Origin of the sequence: Streptomyces sp. NPDC085900, from assembly GCF_044540925.1 — a bacterium.
GTDB lineage: Bacteria > Actinomycetota > Actinomycetes > Streptomycetales > Streptomycetaceae > Streptomyces > Streptomyces gilvifuscus.
Map to the genome: position 1 here is coordinate 611376 of NZ_JBITSP010000003.1, position 21468 is coordinate 632843.

Annotated in this window: 22 protein-coding genes and 1 pseudogene; 10 read left to right on the forward strand and 13 right to left on the reverse strand. The window is 71.3% G+C overall.

The features are described 5' to 3' along the window. Window positions 1–69: 69 nt before the first annotated feature. Together ACIGDI_RS12235 and ACIGDI_RS12240 are read left to right on the forward strand one after the other, a co-directional pair. Window positions 70–1056: a glycosyltransferase family 2 protein gene (locus ACIGDI_RS12235; RefSeq protein ID WP_200703231.1), complete on the forward strand. Its 987-nt coding sequence runs from the start codon at window positions 70–72 to the stop codon at window positions 1054–1056. Next, a complete protein-coding gene (locus ACIGDI_RS12240; protein ID WP_399894365.1) occupies window positions 1056–2387 on the forward strand; it encodes an alpha-2,8-polysialyltransferase family protein in 1332 nt (443 codons plus the stop codon). Before ACIGDI_RS12235 ends, ACIGDI_RS12240 begins: the two co-directional genes overlap by 1 nt. A gap of 194 nt (window positions 2388–2581) precedes the next feature. Here ACIGDI_RS12240 and ACIGDI_RS12245 read toward each other — a convergent pair. The 3 genes and pseudogenes from ACIGDI_RS12245 to ACIGDI_RS12255 all read right to left on the reverse strand — a co-directional run. Then, a pseudogene (locus ACIGDI_RS12245) lies at window positions 2582–2704 on the reverse strand (TetR/AcrR family transcriptional regulator C-terminal domain-containing protein); the annotation flags it as partial. Window positions 2705–2744: 40 nt separating this feature from the next. After that, on the reverse strand, window positions 2745–3392 hold the full coding sequence (gene leuE, locus ACIGDI_RS12250) for a leucine efflux protein LeuE (RefSeq protein WP_399894368.1): 648 nt from the start codon (window positions 3390–3392) through the stop codon (window positions 2745–2747). Window positions 3393–3422: 30 nt separating this feature from the next. Next, a complete protein-coding gene (locus ACIGDI_RS12255) occupies window positions 3423–5003 on the reverse strand; it encodes a methylmalonyl-CoA mutase (RefSeq protein ID WP_399894371.1) in 1581 nt (526 codons plus the stop codon). A 233-nt stretch (window positions 5004–5236) separates the two neighbouring features. Here ACIGDI_RS12255 and ACIGDI_RS12260 point away from each other — a divergent pair, with 233 nt between their 5' ends. Further along, on the forward strand, window positions 5237–6049 hold the full coding sequence (locus tag ACIGDI_RS12260; RefSeq protein ID WP_399894374.1) for a L,D-transpeptidase family protein: 813 nt from the start codon (window positions 5237–5239) through the stop codon (window positions 6047–6049). Between the two features lie 197 nt (window positions 6050–6246). Here the strand turns inward: ACIGDI_RS12260 and ACIGDI_RS12265 are convergent, their stop codons facing one another. From ACIGDI_RS12265 to ACIGDI_RS12290, 6 genes are all read right to left on the reverse strand, one after another. Beyond that, the gene (locus ACIGDI_RS12265; protein WP_399894377.1) at window positions 6247–7356 is read right to left on the reverse strand and encodes a hypothetical protein; all 1110 of its coding nucleotides are present in this window, start codon (window positions 7354–7356) and stop codon (window positions 6247–6249) included. After that, window positions 7356–8018 carry an RNA polymerase sigma factor gene (locus ACIGDI_RS12270; protein ID WP_200701750.1) on the reverse strand — a complete coding sequence of 221 codons (663 nt, stop codon included), beginning with the start codon at window positions 8016–8018 and terminating at the stop codon, window positions 7356–7358. Before ACIGDI_RS12270 ends, ACIGDI_RS12265 begins: the two co-directional genes overlap by 1 nt. Before the next feature lie 341 nt (window positions 8019–8359). Then, a complete protein-coding gene (locus tag ACIGDI_RS12275) occupies window positions 8360–9166 on the reverse strand; it encodes a hypothetical protein (RefSeq protein WP_399894380.1) in 807 nt (268 codons plus the stop codon). Next, window positions 9159–9320 (reverse strand): hypothetical protein, encoded by a 162-nt coding sequence (locus ACIGDI_RS12280; protein ID WP_399894383.1) that lies wholly within the window; start codon window positions 9318–9320, stop codon window positions 9159–9161. The genes ACIGDI_RS12275 and ACIGDI_RS12280 overlap by 8 nt, the downstream gene beginning before the upstream one ends. Continuing rightward, window positions 9317–9934, reverse strand: coding sequence for an RNA polymerase sigma factor (locus ACIGDI_RS12285; protein WP_399894387.1), 618 nt, complete (start codon window positions 9932–9934; stop codon window positions 9317–9319). Before ACIGDI_RS12285 ends, ACIGDI_RS12280 begins: the two co-directional genes overlap by 4 nt. 166 nt (window positions 9935–10100) lie before the next feature. Further along, entirely contained in the window at window positions 10101–10532 is a 432-nt protein-coding gene (locus tag ACIGDI_RS12290; protein ID WP_399894390.1) for a hypothetical protein, read from the reverse strand. A gap of 255 nt (window positions 10533–10787) precedes the next feature. Between ACIGDI_RS12290 and ACIGDI_RS12295 the strand changes: the two genes are divergently transcribed. Next, a complete protein-coding gene (locus ACIGDI_RS12295; RefSeq protein ID WP_399895263.1) occupies window positions 10788–13076 on the forward strand; it encodes an N-acetylmuramoyl-L-alanine amidase in 2289 nt (762 codons plus the stop codon). 23 nt (window positions 13077–13099) lie between these two features. Here ACIGDI_RS12295 and ACIGDI_RS12300 read toward each other — a convergent pair whose 3' ends face one another. Continuing rightward, the gene (locus ACIGDI_RS12300; RefSeq protein ID WP_399894393.1) at window positions 13100–13492 is read right to left on the reverse strand and encodes a hypothetical protein; all 393 of its coding nucleotides are present in this window, start codon (window positions 13490–13492) and stop codon (window positions 13100–13102) included. A gap of 167 nt (window positions 13493–13659) precedes the next feature. On the opposite strand from ACIGDI_RS12300, the gene ACIGDI_RS12305 reads away from it, so the two are divergent. Next, window positions 13660–14121: a DUF1877 family protein gene (locus ACIGDI_RS12305; RefSeq protein WP_399894396.1), complete on the forward strand. Its 462-nt coding sequence runs from the start codon at window positions 13660–13662 to the stop codon at window positions 14119–14121. Window positions 14122–14128: 7 nt separating this feature from the next. Here the strand turns inward: ACIGDI_RS12305 and ACIGDI_RS12310 are convergent, their stop codons facing one another. The 3 genes from ACIGDI_RS12310 to ACIGDI_RS12320 form a co-directional block, all read right to left on the reverse strand. Continuing rightward, on the reverse strand, window positions 14129–14695 hold the full coding sequence (locus ACIGDI_RS12310) for a hypothetical protein (RefSeq protein ID WP_399894399.1): 567 nt from the start codon (window positions 14693–14695) through the stop codon (window positions 14129–14131). Window positions 14696–14801: 106 nt separating this feature from the next. After that, on the reverse strand, window positions 14802–15341 hold the full coding sequence (locus ACIGDI_RS12315) for a hypothetical protein (protein ID WP_399895266.1): 540 nt from the start codon (window positions 15339–15341) through the stop codon (window positions 14802–14804). 102 nt (window positions 15342–15443) lie between these two features. Then, window positions 15444–17099 carry a glycoside hydrolase family 20 protein gene (locus ACIGDI_RS12320; RefSeq protein ID WP_399894402.1) on the reverse strand — a complete coding sequence of 552 codons (1656 nt, stop codon included), beginning with the start codon at window positions 17097–17099 and terminating at the stop codon, window positions 15444–15446. Between the two features lie 155 nt (window positions 17100–17254). On the opposite strand from ACIGDI_RS12320, the gene ACIGDI_RS12325 reads away from it, so the two are divergent. The 5 genes from ACIGDI_RS12325 to ACIGDI_RS12345 all read left to right on the forward strand — a co-directional run bounded on the left by ACIGDI_RS12325 (window position 17255) and on the right by ACIGDI_RS12345 (window position 21415). After that, on the forward strand, window positions 17255–17803 hold the full coding sequence (locus tag ACIGDI_RS12325; protein WP_399894405.1) for a 2-oxo-4-hydroxy-4-carboxy-5-ureidoimidazoline decarboxylase: 549 nt from the start codon (window positions 17255–17257) through the stop codon (window positions 17801–17803). 190 nt (window positions 17804–17993) lie between these two features. Further along, complete coding sequence (gene sdhC / locus ACIGDI_RS12330; RefSeq protein ID WP_200701760.1) at window positions 17994–18374, forward strand: succinate dehydrogenase, cytochrome b556 subunit; 381 nt, start codon at window positions 17994–17996, stop codon at window positions 18372–18374. A 5-nt stretch (window positions 18375–18379) separates the two neighbouring features. Next, window positions 18380–18862, forward strand: coding sequence for a succinate dehydrogenase hydrophobic membrane anchor subunit (locus ACIGDI_RS12335; protein WP_200701761.1), 483 nt, complete (start codon window positions 18380–18382; stop codon window positions 18860–18862). Between the two features lie 19 nt (window positions 18863–18881). After that, window positions 18882–20636 carry a succinate dehydrogenase flavoprotein subunit gene (gene sdhA / locus ACIGDI_RS12340; RefSeq protein ID WP_399894409.1) on the forward strand — a complete coding sequence of 585 codons (1755 nt, stop codon included), beginning with the start codon at window positions 18882–18884 and terminating at the stop codon, window positions 20634–20636. Then, window positions 20636–21415 (forward strand): succinate dehydrogenase iron-sulfur subunit, encoded by a 780-nt coding sequence (locus ACIGDI_RS12345; protein ID WP_399894412.1) that lies wholly within the window; start codon window positions 20636–20638, stop codon window positions 21413–21415. The genes sdhA and ACIGDI_RS12345 overlap by 1 nt, the downstream gene beginning before the upstream one ends. The last annotated feature ends 53 nt before the right edge of the window (window positions 21416–21468 follow it).

Here is a 21468-nt window from a genome sequence, read left to right on the forward strand (position 1 = left end):
ACATTGAGTTCACCCAGTGTAAAGACACCGGAAAGTTGACCTGTCGGGCCGACTCCTAGGCTTCCGTACGTGCCCAAGCTTTCCGTGATCGTGCCGTTCTACAACGTGCAGCAATACGCCCCCGACACCCTGCGAAGCCTGCGTTTGAACGCACGGCCGGATTTCGAGTTCGTACTGGTCGACGACCATTCGAAGGACGAAACTCCGGCCATTCTCGAGCGGGCGGCCGAAGAGCTTTCCGAGGTCGCGCAGGTGCGTTATATCCGCCATGAGAAGAACGGTGGTCTCGCCACCGCCCGCAACACCGGACTGGACGCCGCACAGGGCGAGTACCTCACCTTCCTGGACGGCGACGACTGGCTGGCGCCCGGCTACTTCAGCCGACTCGTGGCCGCGATAGAGGGGTTGGGCTGCGACTTCGTGCGCACCGACCATGTGCAGGCGACCGCCCGCGCGCGGTCGATCAGCCGGGTCCCGATCGGGCGCCGCTGGGAGGTGTTCGACCCGCGCGAGGCGATCCTGCCGGCAGACCGCTCCACCTCGGTGGACTACGCCTTCGCCTGGGCGGGCGCCTACCACCGCAGGCTGCTCGACAAGGGGCTGCTGCACTTCACGGACGGGCTGCGCACGGCCGAGGACCGGCCCTGGATCTGGAAACTGCACCGTGAGGCCGAGTCGTTCGCCGTGGTCAGTCTGCTCGGCGTCTTCTACCGGCGGGGGGTCGCCTCCTCGCTGACCCAGATCGGCGACGTCCGCCAACTGGACTTCATCCGCGCCTTCGACCAGGTCATCGAGGAGACCCGGCAGGACCCGGACGCCGACCGGCTGCTGCCGAAGGCCGTGCGCACCTACTGCGCGATCATCGCCCACCACGTCTCGGACGAGGAGAAGTGGGAGCCGTCGGTGTACCGGCAGCTGCGGGCGAGGAGCGCGGCCGCCATCCAGCGCCTGCCGCAGGACATGCTCGGCGATGTACTCGAAACGATGGACATGCACCGCTCCTCCAAGCTGCGGCGGCTGCGGCGCCGGATCACGACAGCGAAGGCGGCTGCCTGATGCCCCGTACCACGCGTATCTACTGCGTCTCGACGCTCTACGGCGCCGCCACCCTGGCCGCCGCGATCGACTCCGACTGCTTCGAGGACGAGGACCGCAGCCTGCTGCTGGTCTTCAACAACTCGGCGACCCCGGAGACGACGCCGCCCGTCGACGAGATGCCGGGCTTCGAGCCGCTGCGCGCGCACTTCGACGAGGTGCTGTCCTGGAACGAGGCCATCAGCCCCTTCCACCCCGGCGCCTGGGTCCCGCGCGCGGACGACGTGCCGCTCTTCGAGCGCTATCTGCGCCTGCTGTGGGGCCTGGGCGAGGACCGCGTGGAGCTGGTGGTGGAGTCCATCCAGGTCGCCCCGGCCCTGACGGTGGCCCAGCTGTTCACCGACGCCCCGGTGCACGTGTACGCGGACGGCCTGATGAGCTACGGCCCCACCCGCAACAAGATCGACCCGCTGGTCGGCACCCGGGTGCGCCGGTTGCTCCACCTGGACCTGGTGCCGGGCCTCACCCCGCGGCTGCTGACCGAGTTCGACGTGCCCGCGGAGGTCGTGCCGACCGAGGCGTTCCTGAAGGTGCTGGGCGAACTCACCGCGTCCGTCACGGACTTGCCGGTGCTGCCCGACGACTCGGCGCTGCTGCTGGGCCAGTACCTGTCCGCGCTGGGCATCCTCTCCCCCGAGGAGGAGGAGGACCTGCACGTGCGGATGATGCGCGGGGCGGTCGAGCGCGGGCACCGGGCGATCGTCTTCAAGCCGCATCCCACCGCGCCGGCCCGCTACAGCCGCGCCCTGGAGGCCGAGGCCGGAAAGCTGGGCGTCGACCTCACCGTCCTGGACGTCCCCGTCCTCGCCGAGGTGCTGTTCGAGAAGGTTCCGCCCGCCCTGGTCGTCGGCTGCTTCTCCACGGCCCTGTTCACGGCGTCCGCGTTCTACGGCCTGACGGTCGCCCGCGTCGGCACCGAGATGCTCCTGGACCGTCTCACGCCGTTCCAGAACAGCAACAGGGTCCCGGTCGTGCTGGCCGACGCGCTGATCGCGGACCTGGAGGGCCGCAAGGGCGAGGCGCCGGTCGCCGCCGACACGCTGGACGGTCTGCTCGACGCGCTCAGCTACACCATGCAGTCGCAGATCTACCCCAGCCTGCGTCCGCAGGCGGAACGGTACCTCTCCAAGCAGCTCACCCCGCGCACCAAGCGGTACTTCCGGCGGCGGCGGCTCACCTCGCTCGGCCTGCCGGGCGGGATTCCGGAGCGCCTCGCCTTCATCCCCCGCAACTCCACGGCACGCAGGGTGGTGCGGCGGGCACGGGCGTTGAAGAAGGCCGTGGGGCGCTGAGCGCTTCCCGCTGTGGGGGAACGTCACGACGGGTCGTGCTCGGGTGCGGCGCCGTCGTGGTTGGTCGCGCAGTTCCCCGCGCCCCTTCGGGGGCGCCGGGTGCTGTCAGTCGGAGGGTGCGCTGTCGCGTGCCTCGACTCCGACGATGATCAGGGCCAGGCCCTCCTCGAAGTGGCGGTCGTAGCCCTCGCGGAGCGTGAGCCGCTGTACACCTTCGCCCCGTCCCGGTAGCCGAGCAGCGCGGCGCGCAGTCCGCGGTCGGCCTTCAGCATCCGCTCCTGCCAGGTGTCGTCCGGGTCGAGGGCGGCGCCGGGGACGGGCTGGGCCGCTACCTCGCGCGCGTCGGTCTGTGAGGCCTCACGTACTGGCCAGCGACAGCTTCACCGCGAAGCCGAGGAACAGCATCCCCGCGGCCGAGGTGGCCGTCGCCGAGAGCCGCTTGCGGCGGCGGAAGGCGGCGGCGAGCTTGGTGCCGCCGAATATCAGCGCGGTGAGGTACAGGAAGCTGGCGAGCTGCGCGAAGGCGCCGAGGACGACGAACGACAGCGCCGGATAGGCGTACCCCGGGTCGACGAACTGCACGAAGAAGGCGACGAAGAACAGGATCGCCTTGGGGTTGAAGAGGCTGACGACGAGGGCGCGGCGGTAGGGCCGCTCGTCGGCGACGGCCGGGCCCTCCTCCCGCGGCACGTGCGACCTCCGGGTGCGCCACATCCCCCACGCGGCCCGCATCATCCCGACCGCGAGCCACGTCAGATAGCCGGCGCCGGCGTACTTCACGATGCCGAACAGCAGGGCGTTGGCCTGGAGCAGCGAGGCGACGCCGGCGGCGGACAGTGTCATCAGCACGGTGTCCCCGCACCACACGCCGGCCGCGGCGGTGTACCCGGCCCGCACCCCGCGCCGGGCGGCGACGGACAGCACGTACAGCGAGTTGGGACCGGGCAGCAGGACGATCAGGACGAGACCGGCCAGGTAGGTGGGGAGATCGATGACGCCGAACATGAGAAGGAGTGTCGCACGCGGGTCCGACACTCAGAAGGCGTCGCTGGGCACGTACGTCCCCCACACCTCGCGCAGGGCGTTGCAGACCTCACCGACGGTGGCGCGGGCCTTGAGCGCGTCCTTCATCGGGTACAGAACGTTGTCCTCGCCCTCGGCGGCCTTCTTCAGGGCCGCGAGGGCGGTGTCCACCGCCTGCTGGTCGCGCTCGGCCCGCAGCTTCGCCAGGCGTTCGGCCTGCTGGGCCTCGATGGCCGGGTCGACGCGGAGGGGCTCGTACGGCTCCTCCTCGTCGAGCTGGAAGCGGTTGACGCCGACGACCACCCGCTCGCCGGAGTCGGTCTCCTGGGCGATGCGGTAGGCGCTGCGCTCGATCTCGGACTTCTGGAAGCCGTGCTCGATGGCGGAGACCGCGCCGCCGAGGTCCTCGACCTTCTGCATCAGCTCGACGGCCGCGGCCTCGACGTCGTCGGTCATCTTCTCGATGACGTAGGACCCGGCGAAGGGGTCGACCGTCGCGGTCACGTCCGTCTCGTAGGCGAGCACCTGCTGGGTACGCAGCGCCAGGCGCGCGGACTTGTCCGTCGGCAGGGCGATCGCCTCGTCGAAGGAGTTGGTGTGCAGGGACTGCGTACCGCCGAGCACCGCGGCCAGGCCCTGCACAGCGACGCGGACCAGGTTGACCTCCGGCTGCTGGGCCGTCAGCTGCACACCCGCCGTCTGCGTGTGGAAGCGCAGCATCAGGGACTTGGGGTTCTTCGCGCCGAACTCGTCCCGCATGACCCGCGCCCAGATGCGCCTCGCCGCACGGAACTTGGCGACCTCTTCCAGGATCGTCGTACGCGCGACGAAGAAGAACGACAGACGCGGGGCGAAGTCGTCGACGTCCATGCCGGCGGCGACCGCCGTACGGACGTACTCGATGCCGTCCGCGAGCGTGAAGGCGATCTCCTGCGCGGGGGACGCGCCGGCCTCCGCCATGTGGTAGCCGGAGATCGAGATCGTGTTCCACTTCGGGATCTCGGCCTTGCAGTACTTGAAGATGTCGGCGATCAGACGCAGCGAGGGCTTGGGCGGGAAGATGTACGTCCCGCGCGCGATGTACTCCTTGAGCACGTCGTTCTGGATCGTGCCGGTCAGCTTGTCGGCCGACACGCCCTGCTCCTCCGCGACCAGTTGGTACAGGAGCAGCAGCAGCGACGCGGGCGCGTTGATCGTCATCGACGTCGAGACCTTGTCCAGCGGGATCCCGCCGAACAGCACCCGCATGTCGTCGACCGAGTCGATCGCCACGCCGACCTTGCCGACCTCGCCGTGCGCGATCGGCGCGTCGGAGTCGTGGCCCATCTGGGTCGGCAGGTCGAAGGCGACCGACAGGCCCATCGTGCCGTTCGCGATCAGCTGCTTGTAGCGGGCGTTGGACTCCGTCGCCGTACCGAAGCCGGCGTACTGGCGCATCGTCCAGGGGCGGCCGGTGTACATCGACGGGTACACCCCGCGCGTGAACGGGTATCCGCCCGGCTCCCCCAGCTTCTCGGCCGGGTCCCAGCCCTCCAGGCTCTCCGGCCCGTAGACCGGCTCGATGGGCAGTCCGGACTCCGACTCGCGCGCCATGGTGTGATGCCTCCCGCTGTTACTCGCCAGTACCGGATCGACCCTCCTGCGGACTGTAGCGGTGCGCGTGCGGCCGGTGGAGGGGGGTTTCCTGGGACCTTACTCACAACCTTCGTGCGGTCCCGGTCACAACAATGCCGCGCCGTTCGCGACCCGTCACCCGCGGGCAGCATCTCAGGTGACATACGTGCTCAGCGGTGAGACGGGCGGGGGTCGTGTTGCGTACTTGGGGCATGGGGAGATCGACGGCCGCCGCGGCGGCGCTCGCGGCCCTGGCGGCGCTCTGCGGCTGCACCGTGCAGGGCACGGACGGCAAGGTGCACTCACCGGTGCACATCGAGCTGCCCGGCAGCACCGCCCCCTCGACGAAGGCCGACGACAAGCCGACCACGGCGGCTCCGTCCCGGGCCGGGGCCGGTGTCCTGTGGTCCCGCGGCGACTCGGGGGACGACGTCCGCGAGCTGCAGGCCCGGCTGCGCCAGGTCGACTGGCTCTTCGACGGGCCGACCGGGCAGTACGACGACCTCACCGAGGCCGCGGTCAGGGGCTTCCAGGGCAAGCGCGGGCTGCCGAGGACCGGCGAGACGGACACCGCCACCTGGCAGCGGCTGCTGAGGATGACGCACGAGCCGGGCAAGTGGGAGCTGTACCTGATGGGCGGCCAGCCCGCGGGCCCGCCGGACCCGCGCTGCCTGACCGGGCGGGCGCTGTGCATCGACAAGACGACCCGCACGCTGCGCTGGATGATCGACGGGCGCACGGTGTCGGAGATGTCGGTCCGCTTCGGCGCCGTCGGCACGCCCACCCGCGAGGGCGTCTTCCACGTGTACTGGAAGTCACGCGACCACTGGTCGACGCTGTACGACTCCCCGATGCCCTACGCGATGTTCTTCAGCGGGGGCCAGGCGGTGCACTTCTCGTACGACTTCGCCGCCCGCGGTTACGCCGGTGGCTCGCACGGCTGCGTCAACGTCCGGGACGAGGCGGCGATCGCGAGCCTGTACGCGCAGGTGCGGGACGGCGACAAGGTCGTCGTGTACCGGTGAGCGGGAGATCTGTGGGGCGCGGGCGGGACCGGGGGAACGTGTCCCGCCCGCGCCGAGGTGCACGAGCCGTGGGTACGGGGGGAACCCCGGCTCTGTGCGACGGCCGATGACCAGTCGGCTCACTCAGTACTGCGACGAGGGGGCCGAAAACGTTACTGGGCGGCCGAAGAAAAATCTTCCACGTGCGAAACCGCAGATCAGAGCTGGTCCGGCGAGCCCAGGGCGGTGTACGTCGGCTCCGGTGACGGCGTCGGGGCCCGCGTCGTGAGCAGATGGCCGGGCAGCGCCGGGTCGGCGGAGGCGGAGGTGTCGTCGCCCTTCCGGCCGCCGCCGTGGCCGTCGCCGCCGGGGGCTATGTGGCCCTCGTCGTCACCGCCCCGGCCACCCCCGTGCCCGTTGCCCTTGCCCGAGCCGCTCTTGCCCTTGCCGTTGCCCTTGCCGTTGCCCTTGCCGTTGCCCTTGTCCTTGCCGTGGCCCTTGTCCTTGCCGCCGTCGCCGCCGTCGTCCTTGCCGCCGCCGTGGCTCTTGCCGTCGCCGGCCGCGCCGGGGGTGCCGGCGAGGACGTTCCTGCAGTACTTCAGAACGCGGTCGGGCGAGTAGCCGCCGGCCGCGTTCTCCAGCGCCTGCCTGCGGTCACCCGTCAGTTCCCTGCCGCGCAGCGCGTCGCGGCAGGCCGACGGGGCCTGCCGTCGCCACCAGCCGCCGTTCTCGGCGCCGGGCGTGGCCGACGGCCGGTCGCCGGGCGTGTTCCCCGGCGTCGTCGGGTCGGCGCCGCCGGTGGAGCCGTCCGGCGAGGGCTTGCCCGCCAGACCGTGCGAGGACGACGAGACCAGGGGGCTGGGGGACGCGGGGGCCGTGACCGAGGTGGCCGGACGGGGCTCGCCGCCGAACGGCGTCGGTACGACTCCGCTTGTCACCGCGTAGGCCACTCCGCCGACCATGCCGGTCGCCAGTACGGCCGTCAGGGCGAAGCGTGCGGACCGGCCCCGGCGGGCGCGCCGGCCGTCGGGGACGGGCCCGCCGATCCGGACGAGCCCGGCGTCGGCGGCATGGGCGCCGGCGCGGTGGCCGGCGGCGGACCGCTCGGCGGGCGCCTCCTGGCGCGCCGCGCGGAAAGCGGCCAGCGCGGCGGCCTCACCGGGGAGTTCCGCGCTGGTCGGCGGGGGTTCGGCGGTGAGCGCCTCAAGGGTCTTCGCGAGCCGTTCGGCCTGGTCACGGGCGGCGGCGTCGACAGCTTCCAGTGACTCGCCGCGCAGCAGAGCCTCCGCTGTCGCACGGTCCAGCCACGTGTACTGCTCGTCGGCCATCACAAGTCCTTCTGCGTCCGCGCGCGCATATGCGTCACACTCGCGGACGTCACCGCGCGGCCGCGCGGTTCTCGCTGGGGCGGCATTCCGTCGAGGCCGCCGGCCGATTCCGGATCCTGGCCGAGCAGCTCGGCGAGCCGCTTCAGGCCCCGGTGCGCCGCCGTGCGCACGGCGCCCGGGCGCTTGCCGAGCGTCTCGGCCGCGGTCTTGGCGTCGAGGCCGACGACCACGCGCAGCACGACGGCCTCGGCCTGGTCCTGCGGCAGCCGGGCGATCAGGGAGAGGGTGTGGTCGGTGGCCAGGGCCTCCATGGCCTCACCCGCGGTGTCGGACTCGGCGGGCTTGCCGGTCAGCTCCGTCTCGTCACCGCCGATGGCGGGACGCCGGCCGCGCATCCGTATGTGGTCCAGGGCGCGGTTGCGGGCGATCCGGGCCGCCCAGCCGCGGAAACGGTCCGCGTCCCCGGTGAACCGGTCCAGGTCACGGGCGATCTGCAGCCAGGCCTCGGAGGCGACGTCCTCCGCGTCCGGGTCGCCGACGAGGGTGCGGACGTAGCCGAGCAGGCGTGGGTGCACGGTTCGGTACACAGTCCGGAACGCGGTCTCGTCCCCGTCCTGTGCCGCAAGCACCGCGGCGGTCAGCTCCGCGTCGTCCCCCAGCACCCGTTTGTTCCTCAGTCGAAGGGTCGGCCGTTGGTCACGGCGTCGAGGCCGCCGTCGAGGGGCGATCATCCGACATCCGAGTCCGGCGCGAAAGGCACGTTACGACCTGAAACCGCTGCTCGTCCATGTCCGTACAAGGTGCAACCACCTTGTGATGCGGCGGAACGCATGCGGGGTGTGACAGAAACCGCACTCACGGCGCTGTAGGGAGTACGGGCCGCGCGGCCCGACCGCGCGACGGCCGGGGCCTCTCCTGTGGGGGGTGGCGGCCCCGGCCGTTGCTTCGGTGCCGAGGCCGGTGCCGGCGGGTGGGGCGGGCCCGATGTCGCGGGCCGGTGAGGTCAGTTGTTCTTCGCGGCGTTGCCGTCGGCCGCCGTGTTCCCGGTGCTCCCGGAGTTGCCCGACCCGCCGGAGTTGCCGGAACCCCCGGAGTTGGCCGAGCCGCCGGAGTTCTGGGAGCCGGTCCCGGTGGTCTTCTTCGAGGTCTTCGGCGTCGCCGTCCTGCCGGGCTTGCCCGTGGCCGTGTCCCGGCCCAGCCGCTGGGCGCAGTACGCGGCGACGTTCCGCTCGCCGCCCGCGTCCGCGATCAGCCGCTGCCAGGCGGTCGAGGCGAGCGCCTTGCCGTTGCCGCCCACGTTCTCGTAGGCCCGGCAGTGGGCGTCGATGTCCTTCGCCGTCTCCGGGTGGTGCGAGCCGCCGGCCGCGCCGGGCGTGGCGGAGCCGTCGGAGTGGGTGGCCGCGGGCGCGTCCGACGTGGCGGACGGCAGGCCCTGCCGCCGGTCGTCGTGGTGGGCGTGGGAGGAACCGGCGGTGCCGATCGCCGCGTAGGCGGCGCCGCTGAGGGTGAGGCCGCCCAGGAACAGGGCGAGGGTCGCCTTCAGGGATCGGCGCGTGCGTCGCTGCCCGCTGGGCCGCCAGTCGTCCCGGCGCCGGGTCCGCGCCCGGTGCGCGCCCGCGTCACGGGCCTCCCGGAACGCGGCCACGGCACGCTGCTCGGCCTCGGTGTCGAGGGCGCCGGAGCGCATGGCGCCGACGAGCAGCGACTCCAGCCGCGGGCCGCCGGCCCACTCCTCGGAGCCCGGCACCGCGTCGCCCGGGTGCACGTGCCGACGGCCGCGCCCGCTGCCGTCGCCCTGCCGTTCACCCATGTCCGTATCCATCCGTGTCCGACGACCCACTGCTGTCCGGCAGCCGGCGGTCGTCGTCCGTCCCGCTGCCCTCGGCGGCCGTGCCGCCCTCCGTGTCCCGGCCCGCGCCGGCTCCCACGCCGTTGTTGACGTGTCCGCCTCGGCTGCCGTTCATTTCGACTCACCCAGCGTCCGGGGGTCCTCATTCGTCACACCCGTGTCGCCCAGCCGGGCGGCCAGGCGCTTCAGGCCCCGGTGCGCGGCGGTGCGCACGGCGCCGGGGCGCTTGCCCAGAACGCGGGCCGCGGCGGGCCCGTCGAGGCCGACGACGACCCGCAGCAGCACGGCCTCCGCCTGGTCCCGGGGCAGGCTGCGGACGAGGTCCAGCGCGCGCTCGGTGGAGAGCGCCTCCAGGGCCTGGTCATGGGTGGTGTGCCGGCCGGGCAGCTCCAGTACGTCCTGTTCCAGCGCCGAGGACCGGGGCCGTACCTTCTGCCGTCGCAGATGGTCCAGGGCGCGGTGCCGGGCGATGGTCGCCGTCCAGCCGCGGAAGCCCTGGCCGTCGCCCTGGAACCTGCCGAGATCCCGGGCGATCTCCAGCCAGGCGTCGGAGGCCACGTCCTCGGCGTCGTCGCCGACGATCCCGCGGAGGTAGCCGAGCAGTCCGGGCTGCACGACCCGGTACGCGACCGCGAACGCGGCCTCGTCGCCTTCCTGGGCCCGCGCGACGGCCGCGCCCAGCTCCGCGTCGTACGCCTGTACGCGGCGGGGTTCCCGTCCCTGGCCCAACAACTGTCCTCGTTCGTACGAGTGCGAAGCGGGCCCTGCCGGGCCCGGGCCGTGCGCCACCTCCGTCCGTGCGCACGCCTTCACGGTCAACAGCGCCACGCGTCACAGAAGTGTCACAGCACATCGGTCTTCCCGGGCGTGTCGAGCCCGGGTGGAGGTGGTGCGCTCAGGCGGCGACCCGCCGCGCCCGCCCGTGCAGTCTCAGGTAGAAGAGCTGGAGCGATTCCTCGGGGGCGCCCGTCTCGAAGCGGTTGCGGACCTTGCCGAGGGGGTTCCAGACCCGCCCGTCCGGCATGCGGACCGCCACCGGCTGGCCGAAGCACGCCCGCTGGGACGCGTCGCAGTCCACCCAGACCGCGCCGGCGCGCCGGACGAGCACCTCGCCGACGTAGGCACCGAGGGCGGTCAGCGTGCCCCGGGCCCGGTCCGGATCGGCGCCACCCTTGCGCAGGCCGTCGGCCAGGAAGTCGACGACCCGCAGGCTGCGCTCGGAGTAGTCCAGCGGCAGCCGGTTGCGCGCGGTCGCGTGGGCGACGAAGGCGGCCGCACGGGCCCGCATCTCCTCGGCACGTGGTTCGCGCGCGCGGTCCTCTGCCATGCCGGTTCCCCCTCCAGATCGATGCTCCCGGCTGACCCAGCGGCCGGCGCCCCCGGAACATCACGGGTTTCGGGGGTGTCGATCGCCACAAAAGAAAATGGCTGGCGCGTACAACCTTTTCGGCCGGTGATGTTTGGCCAGAGCCCCGCGCTGGGTCAGTGTCCGTCTGCCGTGACAGGCGTGACAGGCCATGAACCTTCTTTAGGGGTGGGGTAGTTGAGTCCTCGTAGTACGCGTGCCTACAGACCGCTGAACCTGCGGCGACGGGCGTGGCTGACGCTCGGTGCCGTGGTCCTCGGCGGAGCGGGCGTGGTGTCGTACGCCGTCGCCAGTCCGTCCTCCGGTGACGCGGCCGGACAGGCCAAGCGGCCGGTGCGGGTGTACGACCTCGCGCTGAGGAGCGGCGCGGACGGCGGGCGCGAGCTGCCGCGGACCGGCACCGAGCGGTTCTCGATGCTGGGCGTCTCCTGGCAGGGCGCGAGCGCGCGCCTGCACGGGGCGGCCCAGGTGCGCACCCACAGCGTCGAGACCGGCGAGTGGACCGGCTGGCGGGACCTGGAGGCGAACGTCGATCCGCTGGAGGACCCGCGGGCCAGGCCGGGCGCGCGCGGCGCCTCCGAGCCGCTGTGGGTCGGCCCCTCCGACGGCGTGCAGGTCCAGGTGGTCCGCAAGGACGGCACCGCCGGGCCGGGCCTGCCCAAGGACCTGCGGGTCAGCCTGGTCGACCCCGGTGTGGCGACGGCCGCCGAGCAGAAGGCCGAGCCGGCCGCGTACGTGGCGGAGGCGAGCCCGACCGACGGCACGTCACCGACGGACAGTGCCTCTCCGACCGACAGCGCTTCACCGACCGACAGCCCTTGGCCGACCGACTCCGCGACGCCCACCGACCCGGCGTCCCCGACCGACGCGGTGTCCCCGACCGACTCCGCCTCGGCCTCCGCACCGGCCTCCCCTTCGGCTTCCGCCTCGGCCTCTGCTTCGGCCTCCGCGAGCCCGTCGGCCACGACGCCCACCGCTCCCCCGTCGACCGTCCCGGCGCCGCCGATCGTCTCGCGGGCCGGCTGGGGTGCCGACGAGTCGCTCAGTCCGCAGCCGTCGGAGTACAACGCCGACGTGAAGGCCGTGTTCGTGCATCACACCGACGGCACGAACGACTACTCGTGCGCCGACTCGGCGGCGATCGTGCGGAGCATCTACGCGTACCACACGCAGACCAACGGCTGGAACGACATCGGCTACAACTTCCTGGTCGACAAGTGCGGCACGGTCTTCGAGGGCCGCAAGGGCGGCGTGGACCTGCCGGTGCTCGGCGCGCACACCTACGGCTGGAACCGGGAGGCGGCCGGCATCGCCGTCCTCGGCGACTACACCACCACCGGCGCCACGAACGCGGCCCTGGCCTCGGTCGCCCGCGTCGCGGCCTGGAAGCTCGGCCAGTACCACGCCGACCCGGCGACGACCGTGCAGCTCAAGGCGGGCGCGACCCAGACGAACTACTCCGGCACCGGTTTCACCGCGGGCGTCTCCTACACCTTCCACCGCGTCTCCGGTCACCGCGACGGATACAACACCCAGTGCCCCGGCAACTCCCTCTACGCCCAGCTGCCGACCGTCCGCGCCTGGGCGGCCGGCCCGGTGCAGGGCCTGAAGGTCACCTCGGTCTCCGGCGCGGGCCTGTCCGGCTCGACGTACTACACCAAGGGCGCGGTCACCGTGAAGTGGTCGACGACCACGCCGGGTTCGCTGATCTCCAGGTTCGAGCTGCTGGTGGACGGCAAGGTCGCCACGACCGCCTCCGGCACGGCCACGTCGGCCGCCGCCACCCTCGCCTCCGGCACCCACACCGTCGCCGTGCGGGCCGTGCACCAGTCCGGCAGGACGGTGACGACGGGCGCGCTGAACTTCGCCACCGACACCACCGCGCCGTCCTTCACCACCGCCCCGAAGATCTCCCTGCGCACCGGCACGGTGAACACCACCGCCGTCCCGGTCACCCTCGGCTGGAAGGCCACCGACGGCCAGGCCCTGAAGTCGGTGAGCCTGCTCTCCCCGACGACGGCCACGTTCGGTCCGACGACGACCGCCTCCAGCCGCACCGCCACGTCCGGCACCGCGTCCACCTGGTCGATGAAGGCCTACGACTTCGCGGGCAACACCCGCACCTCCTCGGCGTCCTACACGCCGGTGATCCTGCAGGAGACCTCGGCCACCAGGTCCGGCAGCTGGACGGCCCGTTCGTCCACGAGCTACCTGGGCGGCAAGTCGTACTCCAGCGGTTCCAAGGGCGCGAGCCTGACCTGGACGTTCACCGGCCGCTCGGCGTCCTGGGTGGTCTCCCGGGCGTCCAGTTCCGGGCAGGCGTACGTCTACGTCGACGGCGTGAAGGTCACCACGGTCGACCTGAAGGCGTCGACGACCCTGTACCGCCAGGCGATCTGGACCAAGACCTGGTCGGCCGCCGCCAAGCACACCGTGAAGATCGTGGTGGTCGGCACCAGCGGCCGCCCGACGGTCACGACGGACGGCCTGGTCTACGTCAGGTAGCCGTGTCCACCGGTTCGGGACCCCTACGGCGATTTCGCCGCCGTCGCCTCCCGGCACAGCAGGCGCAGCGACCCGTCGCCGTAGAAGCAGCGCCGCGCCTCGTCGATGGGGTCCCACAACCGGCCGTCCGGGGTCCTGATCCAGTGCTCGCCCCCGCTCGCCCACCACTCGGCGCCGGTCTCGCGGACGACGACCTCACCGGCGTAGGCCCCGAAGCCGCGCAGGGTCTTGTCCACGGCGGCGTACGGCGCGTCCTCCCGGCGTATCTCCTCGATCAGCCGGTCGACGCGCCACAGGCTCTGCGCCGAGTAGTCGAGGCGCAGCCGCGCCCCCTCCCGCATCGCCGCCACCGTGTCCGCCGCCCACCGGACGGGCTTCGTCGCCGCGTTCGGCCTGGTCTCCTGGAAGGTAGTCACATAGACAGGAGCGGGCCGGACGTGTTGTGCGTCACGCCGAATCGGGGGATCCCGCGAGACCGGCGCAGGACCGCCCCACCTCCGCCGCACGACGGTCACAGACCTCCCTCACCTGGGAGGTTTGCCCCGGAGTGACGTCCGGGCACCCGTATGCGCTCAACTGACTGATGAGCATGTACTTCCATCTGCGTGCGGTGCCGCCCCCGGCACTGCGCAACAGCGCGAACTGGATGCGACGGCTGTTCGAGGACGACTGGAACGCCGTACGCGAACGCATCGGCCGGCACCGCGAAGAGGTGCTGGACAACAGCTACCTGGACCACGACCTCCTCTACGCCGGTGCTCCGGTGGTCCTGGGCGGCAGACCGGTGAACCATCCCGTCCCCGACAACCCACCGTTCCTGATGCTGACGGCAGCCCAGGTGGGCCGGGTGGCCATGTTCCTGACGTCGGCCGACTTCGAGGAGCTGTGGCGGCCGGCCCGCGAGGAGCTGCTGCCGGACCACCTCGACGGCGATCTGGAGGACGAACTCCACACCCTCTTCGCGGCGACGCACCGCGACCTGACGGCGTTCTACAGCCGGACCGCGCAGTACGGCGACGCGGTGGTGAAGTGCCTGCTGCGCTGACAAGGCCTCACCTCTGGCGCGCCCTCCGCGACACGACCGCCCGCAGCACCCGCCGCCCCTCGACGGACACCTCCAGCGCCCGCCGCAGCCCGGCCGCGCCGTGCCCCGCGAGCACCTCGAGCACGGTCACCTGCCGCCGCAACTCGGCGGCGACCAGCGGTGACATGCCCTCGGTACGCCCTTCCCGCCGGGCGTCGACGGAAGCATGCTCGTCCTCCAGGGGATCGAGCAGCCGGTGTATCTGCAGCGCGGCGACGGAACACGCGTCGGCCCACACCCGCACCTCCGCCGCCGACGGGTCGACCGGCGCGGCCGCCAGCATCCGGCGGGCCAGCAGCGCCGCCTCGTCCTCCGGGGATCCGGCGTACTCCTCGGTCCCGGCGAGCTTCCCGCGCACCTGTTCCAGCAGTTCACCCCAGTCGGCGGCGTCACCGGCGTCGGAGAGGCTCGCCCACAGGGGGCGCAGCACCTCGTCGTCGCCGCCCAGGAGCGGCACGCACCGGTCCAAACAAGCCAACCCACTGGCTGCCAGTCCGCGCTCGTCGGCCTGAGCGATCAACTCCACCAGGCTCATCCACGCCTCCCTCTGCGGGCCCCCTGCAGGTCTCGCACGGCTTCACCGGGCACCTTCCTTAACGGAGCCCGCACTTCCCCTTACTGCGTGCGACGGCTCGGGAGTGTCACAGCGGCACCACGCCGAGGCGGTCGAGCATCCGGAAGAAGAGGTTTTCGGCCAGGGAGTCCCCCCGCTCGCGAGGAGTCGAGAGCGAGGCGGGACCGGGGTCGGCGGTCAGCACCTCGGCGAGTGCCTCGGCGTCGGCGTCGCAGCCCGCCTCCGCGGCCCAGGCGACGGCCCGCTCGGCGGCGTCGCGCGCATCCAGGAAGTAGTCCTCCAGCGTGAGCCCCTCCTCCACGCCGAGGTGCCGGGCCATCGCGGACCGGGCCAGGCACGTGGTCCAGGCCCCGCTCTCGGGCGCCGCCGCCTCGACGACCACGCAGTCGCTGTTCATCACGTATCCGAACAGCGCGGGCGCGCCGGTCTGCGCGGCGAGGACGTTCATGTTCCCCACCTCGCCGTCCCCGCTCGGGAACTCCCAGACCTGCCAGCCGCCGGCCGCCTCGGCCCGCAGCTCCATGCCTTCCTTCACGCCGGCCAGCGCGTCGAACTCGGCGAGCGGCCGCTCGCCGCGCCCCACGACGTAGTACCCCCAGTAGCCCATGTCCCGCCCCCACGGCTTCTCGGCTTCGGCTCGCGCCGAATACACCACATTCGTACGGTCGTTCGCAGCCGTATGGGACAACAGGCGGCCGTGGATCCGGGATCAGCCCAGCCGGCCGGCGAGCGCCTTGAACTGTGCCCAGGACAGCGCGGGCCGTCCCGGGTCCCACAGTTTCTGGACGGTGGCCCGCAGCGGCATCCGGATCCCGGCCGCGACCTGGGCCTGCGTCTGCGAGCCCGACAGGTCGCACCACACGGCGAAGGTGCCGCCGAGGATCTGCGCGTCGTAGCGGGCCGGCACGGACACCGTGCCCCGGACGACCCGCGGCGTCCACTGCTCGTAGATCCGCTGCCCGGTCGGGTAGACGAAGTTGTTCGGCTGACCGAGGACGTAGTAGAGGAACTCGTCGTTGTAGTTGACGAGCTTGCGGCCCGCGCTCAGATAGGCCACCGGCTGGCGCGCCCCGTACTCCTTGCCGGTCCAGTACCCGACCCGCAGGTCCTTGGCGGGCTGCACCGAGCTCGCGGCGAGGAACCCGTCGTTCCAGGCCCGCATGGTCCTGCCGTGGGCCCGCACGGTGGCGGCGCGGTCGTTGAGCCACGCGGTCGTCAGGTCGGAGACCGTCCCGCCGGAGCCGTACTTCTGCCGCGCCGCGGCGGCCAGCTGCGGATAGGAGGCCTGCGGGTTCGACACCATCAGCGCCTGGTACTCGTCGCCGCCCAGGTTCCACTGCCCGCCCGGGAAGAGGCCGGCGTACTCGTTCAGCAGGTCGTCGACGATCTTGGCCGCCGCAGGCTTCGAGATGTCGACGGCGCCGCGCGCCGCCACCCCACTGGCGTTGCGCAGTTGCAGATCGGGGTGGGCGGCGATGACGGCACCCAGGTGCCCGGGCGAGTCGATCTCGGGGACGACGGTGATGTGCCGGCTCTGCGCGAGCGCGACGATCCGCTTCACCTCTGCCTTGGTCAGATGCTGCTGCGAGACGACCTCGGGGTGGGTGTCGGACTCGACACGGAAGCCCTGGTCGTCGGAGAAGTGCAGCCCGAGCTCGTTGAACTTCAGGTCCCCCAGCTCGCGGACCCGGTCCTCGATCCACTTGGCGGTGAAGTTCTTGCGCGCTATGTCGAGCATGAAGCCGCGCACGGCCTTGGCCGGCTGGTCCTTCACGACCCCCTCGGGCGCCGTCCCCCCGCCGTGCACCTCCTGCTTCAGCGTCCGGGTGCCGTAGAAGACTCCGGCGTCCGTGGGCCCGCTGATGCTCACCGTCCCGCCGCGCACGGTCATGGTGTACGACTCCGGGTTCGCGCCCGCGCCGCCGTTCACCGCCAGCCGCAGATCCCCGGCCCGCACGTCCTTCTGCTCACCGGCGTACGTCAGCCCCAGCTCGGAGGCGATCAGGCGGCCCTCGTCGGCGAGCTTCGGGTCGGCGACCACCACCCGCTCACCGCGCGCCGGACGCCAGCCCGGCCCGTGGGCGGCCGTGTGGGAGCGGACCGCGGGTATGGTGCGGGGCGCCTGCGAGAGGGGATACGAGCGGGTCGGGCTCGGCGTCGGACTCGTCCCGCGCCCGGCGCTCGCCGTACCGTCCGACGTCCCGCTGGAGGAGCTCGCCTGCTCCTGCGCCGATCCGCCGCCGTTGTCCCCGGAGGCCCACAGCCCCAGGCTCACACCGGCGCCGACCGTCACGGCCACGGCCGCACCGACCACGATCCCCGTCTTCACATTCCTCGCCGGACGCCGGCGCCTGTGCTGACTCACAGCGCCAACCTAAGTCCCTCGGACGGCCGAATGCGTCCACCGTGCGTTCCGAACCTCTCCCCTGCGGGTGAAATTCGGGCATCCGTCGGACACATCACGAGCGTCCTCGATAACGTGACGCAACATCCCTCACTCTTTCCTCTGTCGAAACACACGTGACGCCCACACACCTTCCAGGCCGACCGGCCATACCGACACTGCCCGCTGTCCTCGACACCTTCAACTCGGCCCCTGTCGAGGAGGCCCGGAAAGTCCTTCTGGACTGCCTGCGCAGCCACCGCTGGGCGGACCGTGTCTCGGTCCACCGCCCCTACCCGGACGTCGCGTCCCTGCTGGCCGCGTCGGACGAGGCCGCGTACGACCTGTCCCCGGGCGACCTGGCGGAGGCGCTGGCGGCCGAGGCGCTGCCGACGCTGCCCGACGGGGCGTACTCGGCGGCCCATATGGCGATGAGCGCCGCCCACGCCGCCTACGAGTCGAAATTCGGACACGCGTTCGTGATCTGCCTGGACGGCGTCCCCCCGACCGAGGCCCTGGACCACGTCCTGGAGGGAATCCGGTCACGTTTGACGAACGATCCGGAGGACGAACGGGTCGTCGCGGCAGAAGAACTCCGCCGCCTGGCGAAGCAGCGCCTGGCGGCCCGCTTCAGGGGCGCGGGGAGCTGCGCGGCCCGTCCCGACGGCGCCGTACCCGGCAGATAACCGAACAACCCACCCCAGACGTCACACGGCTCACCCATCCGCGTGCCACTTTGATCACACCGGTAGGCCCGGCGTAAGCGCCGCAGACAACCGTCGTTAGGATGCTGGGGGCCGGTGGACCGTACCCGGCCGGGCCCGACCGACAGGCAAAGCCGGCGCGGCCCCAATCCCCGCTCCCGGAGGGACTTCCGTGCCGGCTGGAACGCTGTACCGCGGCCGGGAAGGAATGTGGTCCTGGGTGGCTCACCGAGTCACCGGCGTCCTCATCTTCTTCTTCCTGTTCGTTCACGTGCTGGACACCGCTCTCGTCCGTGTGTCTCCCGAGGCCTACGACAAGGTCGTGGCCACGTACAAGACCCCGATCGTCGCTGTGCTGGAGTACGGCCTCGTCGCCGCCATCCTCTTCCACGCGCTCAACGGCCTGCGCGTCATCGCCGTCGACTTCTGGTCGAAGGGCCCGCGCTACCAGAAGCAGATGCTCTGGTCCGTCGTGGGCGTCTGGGTCGTGCTGATGATCGGGGCGATCTACCCCGTCCTCGGCCACGCCGCTCGTGAACTCTTCGGGAGCTGACACCCATGGCCACCACCGAATCCACCCCTTCCGGCGTCGGCCCCGTCGAGGGCGAGTCCCTCTACAACGTCGACAACCCGGCACCCCTCATCGAGGCCCCGCGCAAGCGCACCAAGAAGTCCCCGAAGTCCACCCGGGGCAACTTCGAGATGTACGGCTGGCTGTTCATGCGGCTGTCCGGCATCGTGCTGGTCGTCCTGGTCCTGGGACACCTGCTGATCCAGCTCGTCCTGGACGGCGGCGTCTCCAAGATCGGCTTCGCCTTCGTGGCCGGCCGCTGGGCCTCGCCGTTCTGGCAGGTCTGGGACCTGCTGATGCTCTGGCTCGCGATGCTGCACGGCGCCAACGGCCTGCGTACGGTCATCAACGACTACGCGGAGCGCGCGAACACCCGGCTGTGGCTCAAGGGCCTGCTCTACACCGCCACGGTGTTCACCATCCTGCTGGGCACGCTGGTGATCTTCACCTTCGACCCGAACATCCGCTAGGCACGGGGCTGCGAGAATCATGAAGATCCACAAGTACGACACCGTCATCGTCGGCGCCGGTGGCGCCGGTATGCGCGCCGCCATCGAGTCGACGAAGCGCAGCCGCACCGCCGTGCTGACCAAGCTCTACCCCACCCGCTCCCACACGGGCGCCGCGCAGGGCGGCATGGCCGCCGCGCTGGCGAACGTGGAGGAGGACAACTGGGAGTGGCACACCTTCGACACGGTCAAGGGCGGTGACTACCTGGTCGACCAGGACGCCGCCGAGATCCTGGCGAAGGAGGCCATCGACTCCGTCCTCGACCTGGAGAAGATGGGCCTGCCGTTCAACCGCACCCCGAACGGCACCATCGACCAGCGCCGCTTCGGCGGCCACAGCCGCAACCACGGCGAGGCCCCGGTCCGCCGGTCCTGCTACGCCGCGGACCGCACCGGCCACATGATCCTCCAGACGCTGTACCAGAACTGCGTCAAGGAGGGCGTGGAGTTCTTCAACGAGTTCTACGTCCTGGACCAGCTGATCACCGAGGTCGACGGCGTCAAGCGCTCGGCCGGTGTCGTCGCGTACGAGCTGGCGACCGGCGAGATCCACGTCTTCCAGGCGAAGGCCGTGATCTACGCGTCCGGCGGCTGCGGCAAGTTCTTCAAGGTGACGTCGAACGCGCACACCCTGACCGGTGACGGCCAGGCGGCGGTCTACCGCCGGGGCATCCCGCTGGAGGACATGGAGTTCTTCCAGTTCCACCCGACCGGCATCTGGCGCATGGGCATCCTGCTGACGGAGGGCGCCCGCGGTGAGGGCGGCATCCTCCGCAACAAGGACGGCGAGCGCTTCATGGAGAAGTACGCGCCGGTCATGAAGGACCTCGCGTCCCGTGACGTCGTCTCGCGCTCCATCTACACGGAGATCCGCGAGGGCCGCGGCTGCGGTCCCGAGGGCGACCACGTCTACCTCGACCTCACGCACCTGCCGCCGGAGCAGCTGGACGCCAAGCTGCCCGACATCACGGAGTTCGCGCGCACCTACCTCGGCATCGAGCCCTACACGGACCCGATCCCGATCCAGCCGACCGCGCACTACGCCATGGGCGGCATCCCGACGAACGTCGAGGGTGAGGTCCTGGCCGACAACACCACCGTCGTCCCGGGTCTGTACGCGGCGGGCGAGGTCGCCTGCGTGTCCGTGCACGGCGCCAACCGCCTGGGCACGAACTCGCTGCTGGACATCAACGTCTTCGGCCGCCGGGCCGGCATCGCCGCGGCGGAGTACAGCCAGAAGGCCGACTTCGTCGAGCTGCCGGAGAACCCGGCGGAGCTGGTGATCGACCAGGTCGAGTCGCTGCGCTCCTCCACCGGCACCGAGCGGGTGTCCGTGCTCCGCAGGGAGCTGCAGGAGACCATGGACGCCAACGTCATGGTGTTCCGCACCGAGCAGACGATCAAGACGGCCGTCGAGAAGATCGCCGAGCTGCGCGAGCGCTACAAGAACGTCTCGATCCAGGACAAGGGCAAGCGGTTCAACACCGACCTGCTGGAGGCCATCGAGCTGGGCAACCTGCTCGACCTGGCCGAGGTCATGGCCGTCTCCGCGCTGGCCCGCAAGGAGTCCCGCGGCGGTCACTACCGCGAGGACTACCCCAACCGCGACGACGTCAACTTCATGCGCCACACCATGGCGTACCGCGAGGTGGGCGACGACGGCACCGAGTCCATCCGTCTCGACTACAAGCCGGTCGTCCAGACCCGCTACCAGCCGATGGAGCGTAAGTACTGATGGCAACCCCGACCCTGGACAAGGCGGACGCGGCCGGCCGGCCCGAGCCCGGTTTCGCCGACTCCCCGTACATCACGGTCACCTTCCGCATCCGCCGCTTCAACTCCGAGGTCTCGGCGGAGGCGGTCTGGGAAGACTTCCAGCTGGAGATCGACCCGAAGGAGCGCGTCCTCGACGGCCTCCACAAGATCAAGTGGGACCTGGACGGCACGCTGACCTTCCGCCGCTCCTGCGCCCACGGGATCTGCGGCTCGGACGCGATGAGGATCAACGGCAAGAACCGTCTTGCCTGCAAGACCCTCATCAAGGACATCAACCCCGAGAAGCCGATCACGGTCGAGCCCATCAAGGGCCTCACGGTCCTGAAGGACCTCGTGGTCGACATGGAGCCGTTCTTCCAGGCGTACCGGGACGTCATGCCCTTCCTCATCACGAAGGACACGAACGAGCCCACGCGCGAGCGGCTGCAGACGGCCGAGGACCGCGAGCGCTTCGACGACACCACCAAGTGCATCCTCTGCGCGGCCTGCACGTCGTCCTGCCCGGTCTTCTGGAACGACGGCCAGTACTTCGGCCCGGCCGCCATCGTCAACGCGCACCGCTTCATCTTCGACTCGCGTGACGAGGCGGGCGAGCAGCGCCTGGAGATCCTCAACGACCGCGACGGCGTGTGGCGCTGCCGCACGACCTTCAACTGCACGGACGCCTGCCCGCGCGGTATCGAGGTCACGAAGGCGATCCAGGAGGTGAAGCGAGCGCTGATCACGCGCCGCTTCTGACCTCCGCACCCCCGCGGTGACGTGGGCCCCGCTCCCGGTTTCACGCCGGGGCG

Excerpts from the sequence above, each read along its gene's own strand:
- ACIGDI_RS12240 (WP_399894365.1), top strand. The coding sequence starts at position 1,056 with ATGCCCCGTACCACGCGTATCTACTGCGTCTCGACGCTCTACGGCGCC.
- leuE (WP_399894368.1), bottom strand. The coding sequence starts at position 3,392 with ATGTTCGGCGTCATCGATCTCCCCACCTACCTGGCCGGTCTCGTCCTG.
- ACIGDI_RS12255 (WP_399894371.1), bottom strand. The coding sequence starts at position 5,003 with ATGGCGCGCGAGTCGGAGTCCGGACTGCCCATCGAGCCGGTCTACGGG.
- ACIGDI_RS12260 (WP_399894374.1), top strand. The coding sequence starts at position 5,237 with ATGGGGAGATCGACGGCCGCCGCGGCGGCGCTCGCGGCCCTGGCGGCG.
- ACIGDI_RS12265 (WP_399894377.1), bottom strand. The coding sequence starts at position 7,356 with ATGGCCGACGAGCAGTACACGTGGCTGGACCGTGCGACAGCGGAGGCT.
- ACIGDI_RS12275 (WP_399894380.1), bottom strand. The coding sequence starts at position 9,166 with ATGGGTGAACGGCAGGGCGACGGCAGCGGGCGCGGCCGTCGGCACGTG.
- ACIGDI_RS12280 (WP_399894383.1), bottom strand. The coding sequence starts at position 9,320 with ATGAACGGCAGCCGAGGCGGACACGTCAACAACGGCGTGGGAGCCGGC.
- ACIGDI_RS12290 (WP_399894390.1), bottom strand. The coding sequence starts at position 10,532 with ATGGCAGAGGACCGCGCGCGCGAACCACGTGCCGAGGAGATGCGGGCC.
- ACIGDI_RS12305 (WP_399894396.1), top strand. The coding sequence starts at position 13,660 with ATGAGCATGTACTTCCATCTGCGTGCGGTGCCGCCCCCGGCACTGCGC.
- ACIGDI_RS12310 (WP_399894399.1), bottom strand. The coding sequence starts at position 14,695 with ATGAGCCTGGTGGAGTTGATCGCTCAGGCCGACGAGCGCGGACTGGCA.
- ACIGDI_RS12315 (WP_399895266.1), bottom strand. The coding sequence starts at position 15,341 with ATGGGCTACTGGGGGTACTACGTCGTGGGGCGCGGCGAGCGGCCGCTC.
- ACIGDI_RS12335 (WP_200701761.1), top strand. The coding sequence starts at position 18,380 with ATGGCCACCACCGAATCCACCCCTTCCGGCGTCGGCCCCGTCGAGGGC.
- sdhA (WP_399894409.1), top strand. The coding sequence starts at position 18,882 with ATGAAGATCCACAAGTACGACACCGTCATCGTCGGCGCCGGTGGCGCC.
- ACIGDI_RS12345 (WP_399894412.1), top strand. The coding sequence starts at position 20,636 with ATGGCAACCCCGACCCTGGACAAGGCGGACGCGGCCGGCCGGCCCGAG.